Annotated in this window: 11 protein-coding genes and 5 tRNA genes; 9 read left to right on the top strand and 7 right to left on the bottom strand. The window is 37.4% G+C overall.

All coding sequences use genetic code 11. The annotated features are described in order from the left end of the window. The first annotated feature begins 167 nt into the window (after positions 1–167). The 6 genes from H5084_RS11840 to H5084_RS19775 all read left to right on the top strand — a co-directional run bounded on the left by H5084_RS11840 (position 168) and on the right by H5084_RS19775 (position 2,347). Positions 168–244 (top strand) — tRNA-Met (locus tag H5084_RS11840). Between the two features lie 10 nt (positions 245–254). Beyond that, a tRNA-Leu gene (locus H5084_RS11835) sits at positions 255–339 on the top strand. 55 nt (positions 340–394) lie between these two features. Further along, positions 395–469 (top strand) — tRNA-Gln (locus H5084_RS11830). A gap of 175 nt (positions 470–644) precedes the next feature. Beyond that, positions 645–719 (top strand) — tRNA-Gln (locus tag H5084_RS11825). A 6-nt stretch (positions 720–725) separates the two neighbouring features. Further along, positions 726–810, top strand: a tRNA-Leu gene (locus H5084_RS11820). A gap of 844 nt (positions 811–1,654) precedes the next feature. Further along, a complete protein-coding gene (locus H5084_RS19775) occupies positions 1,655–2,347 on the top strand; it encodes a PEP-CTERM sorting domain-containing protein (protein WP_259396782.1) in 693 nt (230 codons plus the stop codon). 296 nt (positions 2,348–2,643) lie between these two features. Here H5084_RS19775 and H5084_RS11810 read toward each other — a convergent pair whose 3' ends face one another. The 3 genes from H5084_RS11810 to H5084_RS11800 form a co-directional block, all read right to left on the bottom strand. After that, complete coding sequence (locus H5084_RS11810; protein WP_182690595.1) at positions 2,644–3,684, bottom strand: glycosyl hydrolase family 8; 1,041 nt, start codon at positions 3,682–3,684, stop codon at positions 2,644–2,646. 511 nt (positions 3,685–4,195) lie between these two features. Beyond that, positions 4,196–4,888, bottom strand: a complete 693-nt coding sequence (locus H5084_RS11805) for a hypothetical protein (protein WP_220485951.1) — start codon at positions 4,886–4,888, stop codon at positions 4,196–4,198. Positions 4,889–5,081: 193 nt separating this feature from the next. Continuing rightward, the gene (locus H5084_RS11800) at positions 5,082–5,621 is read right to left on the bottom strand and encodes an ArsR family transcriptional regulator (RefSeq protein ID WP_182690594.1); all 540 of its coding nucleotides are present in this window, start codon (positions 5,619–5,621) and stop codon (positions 5,082–5,084) included. A gap of 148 nt (positions 5,622–5,769) precedes the next feature. On the opposite strand from H5084_RS11800, the gene H5084_RS11795 reads away from it, so the two are divergent. Both H5084_RS11795 and H5084_RS11790 read left to right on the top strand, forming a co-directional pair. After that, complete coding sequence (locus tag H5084_RS11795; RefSeq protein WP_182690593.1) at positions 5,770–6,657, top strand: site-specific integrase; 888 nt, start codon at positions 5,770–5,772, stop codon at positions 6,655–6,657. Continuing rightward, on the top strand, positions 6,654–7,703 hold the full coding sequence (locus H5084_RS11790) for a transposase (RefSeq protein WP_182690592.1): 1,050 nt from the start codon (positions 6,654–6,656) through the stop codon (positions 7,701–7,703). Before H5084_RS11795 ends, H5084_RS11790 begins: the two co-directional genes overlap by 4 nt. A gap of 279 nt (positions 7,704–7,982) precedes the next feature. Here H5084_RS11790 and H5084_RS11785 read toward each other — a convergent pair whose 3' ends face one another. From H5084_RS11785 to H5084_RS11775, 3 genes are all read right to left on the bottom strand, one after another. Beyond that, positions 7,983–8,813, bottom strand: a complete 831-nt coding sequence (locus H5084_RS11785) for a hypothetical protein (RefSeq protein ID WP_182690591.1) — start codon at positions 8,811–8,813, stop codon at positions 7,983–7,985. A gap of 109 nt (positions 8,814–8,922) precedes the next feature. Continuing rightward, complete coding sequence (locus H5084_RS11780) at positions 8,923–9,897, bottom strand: hypothetical protein (protein WP_182690590.1); 975 nt, start codon at positions 9,895–9,897, stop codon at positions 8,923–8,925. Between the two features lie 146 nt (positions 9,898–10,043). Continuing rightward, positions 10,044–10,799, bottom strand: coding sequence for a hypothetical protein (locus H5084_RS11775; protein ID WP_182690589.1), 756 nt, complete (start codon positions 10,797–10,799; stop codon positions 10,044–10,046). Positions 10,800–11,241: 442 nt separating this feature from the next. On the opposite strand from H5084_RS11775, the gene H5084_RS11770 reads away from it, so the two are divergent. Next, complete coding sequence (locus H5084_RS11770) at positions 11,242–11,541, top strand: 2OG-Fe(II) oxygenase (protein ID WP_182690588.1); 300 nt, start codon at positions 11,242–11,244, stop codon at positions 11,539–11,541. Between the two features lie 160 nt (positions 11,542–11,701). Here the strand turns inward: H5084_RS11770 and H5084_RS11765 are convergent, their stop codons facing one another. Further along, on the bottom strand, positions 11,702–12,637 hold the full coding sequence (locus H5084_RS11765) for a CPBP family intramembrane glutamic endopeptidase (protein ID WP_182690587.1): 936 nt from the start codon (positions 12,635–12,637) through the stop codon (positions 11,702–11,704). Between the last annotated feature and the right edge of the window lie 13 nt (positions 12,638–12,650).

Genomic DNA, 12,650 nt, shown 5'->3' with positions numbered 1-12,650 from the left:
TTATGTTTGCACAAAATAAAAACAACTTGATTAGCAATTAAGCAAAAAAACAAAAAAACGTTTTTTTTATTAAAAAATAGTTGACGAGGTTCACTGATATCCGCATAATGCGCCCCATCGAAACGACGTACTGTTCTGCAGTGGTTGTTGAGATTAAAGTAAAAAATGGCTACATAGCTCAGCTGGTTAGAGCACATCACTCATAATGATGGGGTCCCAGGTTCAAATCCCGGTGTAGCCACCATTTACTTTACGCGGAAGTGGCGGAATTGGTAGACGCGCTAGATTTAGGTTCTAGTATCGTAAGGTGTGAGAGTTCAAGTCTCTCCTTCCGCACCATTCTTTATTCAATAAAGAATCCAATCAGAGAAGTTAAACTCTTTAAAAACACAATTGGGATATCGCCAAGCGGTAAGGCACCGGGTTTTGATCTCGGCATTCAGAGGTTCAAATCCTCTTATCCCAGCCACATTCTCTAATTCGTTTTTAACGGGTTGGAATCCTTGAAGAAGGTTAACCTTGAGAGAGAATAAACTCTTTAAAATTTACAACTTGGATATTGCTAAACGGTATTGCACCGCGAGATTTTAATATAGGATCTCGGCATTATGCTAAAAGAGAATAAACTCTTTAAAATTTACAACTGGGATATCGCCAAGCGGTAAGGCACCGGGTTTTGATCTCGGCATTCAGAGGTTCAAATCCTCTTATCCCAGCCAAATTTTGCGGAAGTGGCGGAATTGGTAGACGCGCTAGATTTAGGTTCTAGTATCGCAAGGTGTGAGAGTTCAAGTCTCTCTTTCCGCACCATTCTTAACCACACCAGTTAAGAAATAAATTAACCAGCTGATTGCTGGTTTTTTTATGTCTGAAATTCAAGGAATTGGCAGACGCGCTAGAATTAGGTTCAGCTATTAATACCAATGTAGTTAACTATCTAACCTACCTTACTGGTTAAAATCAAAACTACCTGCGTTGTTTTCAATCCCAATAGCTAGCTATTACTCAATCAAACGCCTTGCTACTTTTTATTTTTCCTGCGTAATATTACGGTCATCTACTCAACTAGATTGGTATAGAACGCGCAAGGTGTGAAAGCTCAAGTCTCTCTTTCCGCACCATTCTTAACCACACCAGTTAAGGAAGAAATTAACCAGCTGATTGCTGGCTTTTTTATGTCTGAAATTTGAAGGGTTGCAAAAGGCTCTCAAATTTAAACTTAGGAAAGTGGTGTAATTGATAAACGCGCTAGAATTAGGTTCAGCTATTAATACCGCTTTCAATCCCAATAGCTAGCTATTACTCAATCAAACGCCTTGCTACTTTTTATTTTTCCTGCGTAATATTACGGTCAACTACTCAACTAGATTGGTATAGAACGCGCAAGGTGTGAGAGTTCAAGTCTCTCTTTCCGCACCATTCTTAACCACACCAGTTAAGAAAGAAATTGACCAGCTGATTGCTGGTTTTTGTATGTCTGAGATTCAAAAATCAGTGTCGACAATGTTTACAACTTTTACAATTCCCACTGCCAAGGTTAATGATAAGCATATAATAAATATGAAATTCTAATCACTGGATCATAATATGCATTATTTTTAGTCTTACAAAGGTGGAGTTTATTAAAATTTCACGAATTAATAAGGAGATTAAAATGAAAAACATTATACAAGGGATTTTGGTAACAGGGACTATATTGGCAGCTAGTTCTTCTGCCTTAGCAGTTCCGGTAGCTTGGACCGACTGGACAAGCGTTAGTGGGAATACTGCCACAGGTACGATAGAGGGTATTGCCGTCACGGTAACCGGTACTGCAGGTTTGAATGGTGTATCGCAAACAGGTACAGGTACCAATTACTGGACGGAGCCAGATGCTGCTGACCTCGCCTATACTGGTGGCACAATTGATAATGCCCCAACAGCAAGTGAGCAAGTTGGACTAAACACAGCTAACAGTATTACTGTAACTTTCGGATCTGCGATTAATAATCTGTACATGGCATTACTGAGCGTCGGCCGTCCTAACTATACTGTCACTTACGATTTCGATCAGTCTTTCACAATTGACAGTGAAGGTCGCGGATTCTGGGGTAATGATGCAACTAATGGTGTGCTTGGTGCCAACGATACTCTGGCAATGCAGGAATTTCACGGCACGTTACTATTCGATGCACCAGTCACAACTATGACTTTCGACACTAATCCTGGGGAAAATTGGCATGCATTCACTTTCGGTAAAGCGACGAGTGTTCCTGAGCCCGGCTCATTCATACTACTAGGCCTCGGCTTAGCTAGCCTTGGCTTCAGTCGTCGTAAAGCAAAAGTGCAGGCCACCCACAAACTTTAATCAACTTTATACTTTACTAATAACGACTTAAAATCGTATGAAGTTAAGTACTTAACCTTCCTCACCCTTCGTGGTTAAACAGCTTTTGGCTCTAAAAAATCAAGCAACCACGAAGCGCTACGCTTCACGAAGAACACGAAGTAAGGACTTTAAAAATATGTAAACTTATTTTTTGACCTTATATTCTTCACACTTCGTGCCTTCATGGTTAAACCGCTTTTGATTTTATCTTTGCTAGCGCTGATATCTTCTTAGTTAAACCGCTTTTGATTTTAAAAATACAAAGCCCAACAACGTTACCTTTTCACAATTGGAAGCTGTGATAATAAAATAAAAGTGGCAGAATAATAGTCTGTTTCTGGCGTTATCTGAGGCAATGTAACATCAGCATCTTCATTATTCATTTTAGCTTCTGTAACGGCTTTAATCGCTTTCATTCCAGCGTTAGCTAATGTTTCTGAACGTTGACCTGTCAATAAATCAAGTGTTGCTGGCATCGTTTCCTGAGCCCAAAAGCCAATAAATGGTGCGATTAATTGGGTTTGATAATCTTGCGCTAGTATTAAATAGAGCGGTAATCGATTAGCCTCCTCTCCATATTCTGTAGAGTTAGCGCCTTCTAAAGTTGCTTTATCTTCCGACAAGATCAACCAATCTGACGGTAAATTCCAATCACCAAAACGAGCTGATGTCATCAGGGAAGTACCTGATTGATATATTTCAGCCCAAATCGGATCGCCTGTTACTTCAGTAAATAAATTTAAAGCGGGAAATACCCAGTAGGATAAATTGATTTGAATACGGTCATCAGGCAACTCAAAGCCTGTTTCGCTCGGTAATATCAACTGATAACCAAATTGTTGACGAATAAGTTTAGCTTTAATGGCATCTAACACACGCAAACCTTCAACAAGGAATATTTGGCGATCCCATTTATTTTCTGCAGCTAATAAAGCCCAAGCAATAATAATATCGCCATTACTTGCGTTGCTTTGAGCAGAGATACATTTTTTATCACACTCCCCTTTTTCTGAGGGTGAATATTGCTGACGAAATAAATGATCTTCACGCTGCATGTTTTGTTGTGTCCACGCCCACATGTCTTGAAACTGCTTTCTATCATTAGAAAAGACAGCAAACAATAAAGCAAATCCTTGCCCGTCACTGGTTGATATATTGTCATTCTTAGTATCAAGTGCTCGGTTAGTATCAATAAACTGTGCTTTGTAAGTAATCCAATTTTTTTGAAAAGGCGTTCGCTCAAAAGAAATAAATTTTGGGATAAATGAAATCGCAATCAAAAACAAGAGTATTCCGATGAATATAATTTTCTTCATTTCCCAGTATTCCTTAATCTTTTTTAATGCAGTGGTATTGATAAATAGGCCGCCATCATAAAGGTGAACAGCATAAAAATCACCAACAATAACAGCTAACTAATACCCTCATCCTTGTCATAGCGATTATCAAAAGAACTTAAATCAAGGTACTTTGCTAAAGGAGTATTCAACAATATGGAAAAGTGGATATTCATATTCAAAGGGGATAATTTGCAGTGAGGAATCAATAGGGATGAATTTACTTTGGCAAGATAAGTCAGCTTTACCTCTTTATTTAAAAAGGATGCCATCATATTTAACTCAGAACGAATAATAGCTATTAGCTCAAACTCGACCAGCTCAATGAAGGTTGTTTTTTTGTACAATGAGAGATTATAAAAAAAGAACGTAAAAACGTTCTTTTCGGAGAAATTCTATAGCCTAAACACCGCAATAAGCGGACTAAAGCAGTGGGTTATAATGTGAAGAGAAACGTAATTCACTGTTTTAATTTCGTTTAATTGCATTATTATATTTTTGATGCGGCTAATAGTAAGCAGTAATTATTTGCATCACTAACATTCTCACCTAACCAATATACATATGAAGAACTCTCAGACCAATCAATGTTTCGATCTAGTTTTAACTCTCCATGTATTGTTTTTTCAGATTTAATTAATGGGCCATTATTTTTTTCCCAAAGTAAGACTTGTTCTGGAACATTATTCAAACCACACCACCATTCCGGTATTGATTTCTTCCATTTTGTCTCTAACCACACATCAGATACGGCTATTGCATATTCATGCTCAAAATTCACAACCCCATAATCATTTAAAAAGGACTTGTCACGAACATGCAACCTTTCAATATCTCGCATTATTTCTTGTTTTTTCTTTTTATGCGATAGTCGTTTCGCTTCTATATAAAATACAGTTTTATGTTTAGGGGAATATATAAATCCGTCAATATGGTGTTTTTTTTGCTCCCATGGTAATTCCAACCAGGATACTGCACATTCATCATCAAGACAGCTCATAAGCGCATTTATATAAATATGTACTTGGTTTGCTTCAGTAAAGCCCGTACTTTCCCTAGCAGGATAGAAACGATTTAATGTATGAATGTAATTTGAGATCATTTTATCAAATGATTTACTTATGATGCGATACATAGGTGCCTTAAAAAATATAACGAGGCTGTAGAATTTCTCTTTTTTCAAGAAAACACAGCCATTTTTAAAATTTATTAATCAAATAAAACAACAAGTTAAAAATTCAAATTTATCATGAATTTACAAAAAATGAGCTATTCTACAACCACAACATCCACTTAAGCGGACAGAAATAGTTGGCTAAAATAGTGTAGCGAAGCGAAACATAGCAACTGTTTTTTGTTCCGATTTAAAATGCTTGTTATGTTTTTATTTGCCAGACTAAAGTCGTACCATCTTTACCTTTCTTTATATAATCTGTACCCTCTAAATCATACAGTGTTGAGTTAACTAGCCATGTACTTGTTGAAAGAATATGAGCTAGACCTCTTGAGGTGAATGCTTCATTTGGATGTTCTGTAAGATAGTTGAGCACTTTCAAAGTTAGGCTTGATTCCATTTCTTCGATCGTTGATTCTGCAACCTTTTTAGGGTCTATTTCTTTACCGCTAGCCGTTGCATCTAAAATTGCTTTTTCAGTTGCGTTTGCAACTGCCTTTTTTATGTTATTTATTAGAAGAAAATCAGCCTGATCATCAAAATCACTAGGGGCGTACAAGACATGATGCTTGAAAATAAGAACACCAAAAAATATCAAAACAATGAGTAGTGGGAATAACATGACAAAATAAACAAATTTTGACTGAATTTCGGGGGGTAACGCAATTAAAGCTCCAGTAGCAAAAGCCTCTGCCGTACCAGCAAAAATAGCAATAATTGTTAATGGATTACTTACTTTCATTTATTTAGACACCTGATTTTTAAAAACATAACGTCACGCTAAGCGCCTTGTTGAACGAAGCCGCTGTGCGGCAGAAAAACAAAATACCAATAACGTTCATACTTATATTTATATCACTTTTCGGTGATATCTAATAGGAGTATAAGCCATGAACACTTCAGAGCAACAACACTTTAACCTTTTATATCAACAGCATTTGACCAACCTAACACTGCAAGGCATGAGACCTGCCACGATTGATGCCTACTCTCGTGCAGTACGTAGAATAACTACCTTTTTTGACCGCACACCTGACACATTAACCAAAGCAGATTTAAAGTGTTACTTTGCACAACTCATTCAAACTCACTCATGGAGTACCATTAAATTAGACCGAAATGGATTACAGTTTTTTTATAAACATACTCTCGATAGACAGTGGGAATGGCTCAATATTGTCAAACCACCACAAGTAAAACGCATTCCTGACATTCTCGCGCCACAACAAGTTGGATTGATGATTAGCCACACTCGTGCGTTACGTTATCAGGTGTTTTTCCTTGTCCTTTACAGCATGGGATTACGCTTAAGTGAAGCCCTTGATTTGATGGTGAAAGACATTGATAGCCATACCATGCAAGTGCATATTCGCGAAGATAAAGGAGGTAAAGACCGTTTGCTCCCTTTACCCAAACGAACACTCTCTGCATTACGTTGCTATTGGTCAACGCATCGTCATCCGCAGTTGTTATTTCCAAGTATTGGTAAAAACACACAAGTGCCGATGGATGAAGGCAGTGTGCAGAAAGCGTTGAAAAAAGTGATGACTGAATTGGGTATTAATAAATCTATCAGTCCACATTCATTACGACATTGCTTTGCAACTCATCTCTTAGAGCAAGGTATTGACCTACGCTCTCTGCAAATACTATTGGGACATCACAGCCTGAATACGACAGCGAAATACACTCAACTTACCCCACTCAAACAAAAAGATAATGTCACCGCCTTGAACCAATTAACCAATAGGTTATCAATTCAATGGGAGGCATCATGAGCCAATTTATTGCACTACTTGAGCGCTATCAAGCAAAACTGGAGCAACAATATGGTAGATTGTTGAATCAAGATATTCGTCGCGCTATCACTGATATGCTGCACTGTAAAAACGATGTAAATCGAACGACCCAATGGCATTGTGGCCATTGTCAGCATGACCAACAACTCCCTGCGTCCTGTGGGAATCGAAGTTGTCCACAATGTTTGCATCAAACCACTTCAAATTGGTTAGTTAAACAGACCGATAAACTATTACCCGTACACTATTTTATGGTCACCTTTACGCTACCCTATCAATTGAGAGTGCTGGCTCGTCAACATCCCAAAGCACTGTATCAATTGATGTTACAAGTGACGGCGGGCATATTAAAAGACTTTGCCAAGCGAGAGAATAAAGGCAGTTTAGGGTTTACTAGCGTATTACACACGCATAATCGGCGACGTGAATGTCACCCTCATGTGCATATTATTGTGCCCTGCGGACGATATAATGCTGTGAAAAAACAGTGGTGTAAAAGTGATAAGCAATATCTGTTTAATGAATTTGCACTCGCTAAAGTATGGCGAGCAAGAGTCATTGATGCGATTAACCAGAGCGCGAAGTTAACCATGCCCACTGACACGCCTAAAAAATGGATGGTCGATTGCCGTAAGGTCGGATTTGGTGCTTCTGCTTTTAAATACTTATCACGCTATCTGTATCGTGGCGTGTTACCCGATAAAGACATTATTAATCTATCCGAAGAAATGGTCACATTTAAGTATAAAGAAAGCAGCACTAATATGACTAAAGTACGTACTTTACCTGTGCTCGAATTCTTGTGGTTAATCTTACAACACGTGTTACCAAAAGGTCTGCAACGGGTGAGAGATTACGGGTTTTTAAGAGGCAATGCCAAACAATTGCGACTACAAATATTGCTGATATTGGGGGGCGATATAAGCACAATGGCGACACCAGTAAAACGCAAGCGTGCTGTCTGTATTTGCCCATGCTGTCACCATGAAATGCATTTTATGGGCTTAAGTCGACTGAGAAACTAATGCGTGAAAACGTACGGTCTTAAACAGATAATTGACACAAATGAAAGATTAACAAGCCAGAGAGGTGATATAGCATCCAACATATAAAATATAACATACTGATATAATTGAGGTATCAATTGTATATTAGTGAGACTCGCCTTAAAGAAAGTTGAATTATTGAGCCAGCCCAAAACCCATTCCACTATTTACTATATAAAGCAAAGAGTCTCATTCGGGCTTATCCAACACCCAGATAAGGTGTCGGCTGCGCGACACCTATCCTTGTTTGTTAGGACTTTAATCGTATCGAAGAAAGTACTGTGTATTTGGTACTACGAATTTTTTTCCTTCTATTTCTAATACACTACTAGTGCCGAAACCGTTAAATAAAACTTTTGCATCGTAAAGGTTTTCCCCTTTATTGCCTAAGGATGACTCAACAAAGGACTTATAATCTTTTTGAAACTGTACAACCGCATTTTCAGTCCTTACCCCAACCAGTCGCATAGTTTGGTCAAGGACATTACCTTGAAATCGACCAATAACTAGGGGAATAAGGTAGATTGAAAGCATGAATGCTAACTTTACTTTCTTTTTTGTTTTTTTCTGGGGATTTGTATCATCCTCATGTTCAGACACTGAATTTAGCAATAAATAACAAAATGCCATCAATGCGACTGATGAAATTAGACCAATAAACAGTTCAAAGTTTTGGAAAAAGCTGATTAGAATAAACCCAATACCTAAAATACCAATGACAGCTATACCCAGTTGATCTGAAGTTAAGGGGGGGAACTCTAAATTATCTGCGTCTGTAGATCTTCTATTTATTTTTAACCACAACTTATGCGCATGAACAATAATTACCTGCAATACTCGCCAAAATGGTGTCAGTACAATAGCAGTACAAAATAACAAGAACACAACAATTGAGTATGAAAATCCAAAACTCAAGGCTACTGCAATGAAAAGAAGGCCATCTCCAACAGTCAACCCCGACGGGTAATAACCAACTCCTCCACAATATACAAGGATAATTAGCGCACCGACTCCTAGTCCAAATTGCATTGCAATCTTAAGAACTTTTGGTATTAAGTCTAATTGTTTTTCAATTTCTTCAAATTGCACTGAAAAATACTCCTTGTAGTGCTAACGCTTTGCTAAGCGGCTAAAAATGGCTAGCTATAATTTGGGTGGTACGAGCACAACCAGCTGCTTGTGTAACTTGTTATACGAATTATGCCGCGTTCTTCAGCGCTGTAACAAGGCCACTAATAGTAACTACAGACACATTATCGTTTTCTAGCCTACCAATAGGGACTACAATATTTTTAGTTGTTACTAATATGGCTTTATCAATACCTTCAGCATTAACCAGTTGATTCATATAATCAATTGTGCGACGCATAAATTGTAAAGGCATTGATTTGTGCCAAGATTTTGCTTCAATAGCTATAACTTTACCATTATGGCGCACTAGAAAGTCAGGGGTTAAATTTCCAATACGTGGCTCTATAGAGAAGTCGAAATTATTTTTAATAAGAATTTTGGCGATATCTGATTCAAATTCTGACGACATCAATTGTGCAGCACCTCTTGAAGGTAACGCTTCAACGTCTTTACTTTTTCTGAACATACTCAACGAAGTCAATACCGCAACGCTAGCAACTAACACTCCTATGGCACTAAAAAGCCACTCAACTTCAAGGGTTTTCGTTTCTATAAACTTGAACAGGATAGAGCTTAATGCACCAAGTAATGATGCAGATAATACCATTGCTGTTAAGCCATCTTTCGTGCTTTTTCGTTCAACTCTCAATTGCTGAAATTCAGAAAATGAAGGCTTAGATGGCTCATTTTCAAGCTTAGTGAAGCATTCACTTAATTGTTTTTCTATTTCAACTCTCTGAGTAGGTGATATGAGGTCACTATCAAAAACTTCGGTATATAGGCTGTTTAAAACTTGTTCTTCAGAGTAAAGGGAATTTCCTGAGACTTGAAATTCCCTTGCCTTTCCCTCGATTAGTCTAGTGACATCAATATAGGCTGGAGCGTAGTTTTCTAAAACCATTCTACGCATTATTGCTCTATGAACTGAGCTATTTGCATTTTTTGCTCTTTCTTTTCTAGCGCCAATGGTTTGCCTGTATCCAATTACAAATAATATTAAAGATACGAGTATTCCTAGCCCTGTTTGTAAATAACCATCCATCGGTTAGATTCCTATTGTATTCGTATAGCGCCGCACTAAGCGGACTAAAATTTTTGGTTATAATGTGAAACGAAGCGGAACCTAACCAACTGTTTTAGTTCTGTTTAAGTACATTGTCAAAAGTAATACTACGCTGAACTAAACAATCACTTCCAACTTGAACCAATCTCAGACATCGTAGAGTTGACATCAAACTCACTATCAAAATCAGGAGAAAATTCACCAGCGGTATTACCGTATACATACTCCTCGCATGTACACTCTTCTTCGCCCTCATCGCAATCAATACAAGTGGGGTTGCAATATTCAATCATTCTATCAATTGCAGTTGATGGGTCTGTTGGATCTAAACTCGGATCATATACTTCAATGCATCCATCTTCACCATCTATAGTTCCTAGAATAATTTCATGATCATCATACGAAAAATTAAGAATCTTACATATACTACGTAAAACAATTCTTCCGTAATCAAACTGATAATGCTCTGTCTTCATGTATACGATGCCAGATTCCTCAATTAGCAATCTAAAACTCATATTTCCATATTCTTCGATTAGCTTTTTATAGCGTCCAGGGTGAAGGTTAATATGCTTCATCGAATTATTCACGGCATCGATTAATTGGAACTTATTGTTAATAAATTTACCACCTTCAACTTTATAGCTATGATCTAGTTTCTGCATAATAGACTTTCTACTTACAGGCTCATCACTACGTGCGTTTTCTATTGCGAGCATATAATCAAGAGCATGAGCAATGACCATATTAAAACCAATAGCCTGATGAAGTTTAAGAGTGTTTTCTTCTACTTTATTACTTATATCACGCAATGTTGGCAACAATATAGAATGATGGTATTCATAGTAATCATTTAAACATTGCTCTAACTTGCCTGACATATACTCTGCTCCTAGAAATTTACTTTTAACAGCTTTATTAACTCACAAAATGTCACTTTAACCGCGAAAACACGACAAGAGTTAATGATTAAAATATTACATAACTTTACGTTGATTTAACATTAAAACAAAGAGATATAATAAAGTTATGATTTATTAATCATGACAAAAGGCAGCAGACTCTAATAATTGTGGTGAAAAGACTGCAAATGAAAAAACAGATGAGAATTTATTCGTCGTTTAATTTTTTGAAAGCTTAAAGCATCATTCAATGTAATGACGCTTCCCCTTTATACTTAGGATTTTCCAAATTAGTAAATCCTTTTCACACCATAACAAACAAACTATTTGGTTATATCTCATCGTATTTTGATATCACTAAGCTAACGTATTACAAGGTGACTCAATGCTACAATAAAGGTGTAAACAGCATGGAGACAATATGACTGCAACCATTCAAAATAAAACCATTCTTTATAGTAAGCTATTTTCAATAAACCTAGTGACCTACCCTATCAACCACAGTGTGATGAACCATGTCGACAATGTACAAAAAGGGCGTTATTACAAACTCAATTTAATTTTGGTACAACCAAAAGTGGGTGGTGTATTTAAGTGTACAAAATGCATTATTAACTTATTTAATCGCGTGTATTTATTTAGACCCGACAAGTACGAACACAGCGTGACTAAAATCGAATCAGGGAAACGTGTCCTGCTCAGTTTTGCACTCAATATATAAACTTTGTAAAAAGGTTTACCTACAAGTAAAAAAAGCAAGATCGCCGCTAAGGCGAAACACGAAGCAAATAGACTTCTAAATGTTTCAATGAGTTCAGACTAACAATACTGTAAATAAAACCTAAGTTGATCGGATGAGCGCAGACGAAATATCTAAAAAATCAAAGAGGAGCCACCTCTCCTATCATCGGATAAGTAAACAAAAAGAAGTGTGAAATATTCACTAACCAATGACACAAAATCGCCCATTCTAAGCGCTGTGTTTTATAAAAAACATAACTGTAACCAAAACCTGCTACACCTGACACCAACACATAACTCCATCCACCTATAAAATGCGCCAAGGCAAAAATGGCTGCCGTTATAAGCGGTGTAAAAATAGCTAAACGTTTAACGGTAATTAATTGCGACAACTTAGTTTGTAACAAGCCTCTAAAGAACGCCTCTTCAGCAACACAGGTAAACAAAAGATTAATAGCAATAAAGGCTAACCAAAAGTCTGGCACTTTAGGGCTAAATCCTACTAACCCAATCATTAAAGCCACCGTCAACGTCGCTAACACGGTACAAATAATAATGAAAAAAGGCTGTTTAAGCATTGTTATCGTGCTGGTTTTTACTGTAACTATATTTGCAGTAGTTGTATTTGAGGCTGTAGTTAAGGGTGTAGTTGTATCTAAGGCTTTAGTTGTTTGGCTCTTAGAAAAAAAGTAAGCACAAACTAACAACCCTGCCATACCTTTATCAAAGTTGGCATAAAGGGTGTAAGGGATGGCATCGCTGGTGATCAGCTCATTGATGACAATAGGTAAGTTATTAAAACCGGGTACGACATGCATGGCTAATGCCAATGAACTGGTGATAAAAGCAGTGCTGGATATTGCCCGCATGATAGGCTGTTTTATGTAAAGCGCGCCATGATATAAAGCGACATAAACCACGATACCCACCAGCCCCAAAGCCTCTATATGCTGTTCAACATAACCACTAACAACACTCAAGCCCATTAACCATAGCCAGAGCGGTTGTTTGATGATTGATACTTTACCGTATGGAAAAACACATAAAATCGATAACGCTAATAGATAAAAAGTCATTTTATTAGTTACT

The organism is Psychromonas sp. SR45-3 (assembly GCF_014163575.1).
In the GTDB taxonomy this organism is placed as follows: Bacteria; Pseudomonadota; Gammaproteobacteria; order Enterobacterales; family Psychromonadaceae; genus Psychromonas; species Psychromonas arctica.
The sequence above is the reverse complement of the archived record's forward strand: the minus strand, read 5'-3'. Positions and strand labels throughout refer to the sequence as shown.

Excerpts from the sequence above, each read along its gene's own strand:
- H5084_RS19775 (WP_259396782.1), top strand. The coding sequence starts at position 1,655 with ATGAAAAACATTATACAAGGGATTTTGGTAACAGGGACTATATTGGCA.
- H5084_RS11810 (WP_182690595.1), bottom strand. The coding sequence starts at position 3,684 with ATGAAGAAAATTATATTCATCGGAATACTCTTGTTTTTGATTGCGATT.
- H5084_RS11800 (WP_182690594.1), bottom strand. The coding sequence starts at position 5,621 with ATGAAAGTAAGTAATCCATTAACAATTATTGCTATTTTTGCTGGTACG.
- H5084_RS11795 (WP_182690593.1), top strand. The coding sequence starts at position 5,770 with ATGAACACTTCAGAGCAACAACACTTTAACCTTTTATATCAACAGCAT.
- H5084_RS11790 (WP_182690592.1), top strand. The coding sequence starts at position 6,654 with ATGAGCCAATTTATTGCACTACTTGAGCGCTATCAAGCAAAACTGGAG.
- H5084_RS11780 (WP_182690590.1), bottom strand. The coding sequence starts at position 9,897 with ATGGATGGTTATTTACAAACAGGGCTAGGAATACTCGTATCTTTAATA.
- H5084_RS11775 (WP_182690589.1), bottom strand. The coding sequence starts at position 10,799 with ATGTCAGGCAAGTTAGAGCAATGTTTAAATGATTACTATGAATACCAT.
- H5084_RS11770 (WP_182690588.1), top strand. The coding sequence starts at position 11,242 with ATGACTGCAACCATTCAAAATAAAACCATTCTTTATAGTAAGCTATTT.
- H5084_RS11765 (WP_182690587.1), bottom strand. The coding sequence starts at position 12,637 with ATGACTTTTTATCTATTAGCGTTATCGATTTTATGTGTTTTTCCATAC.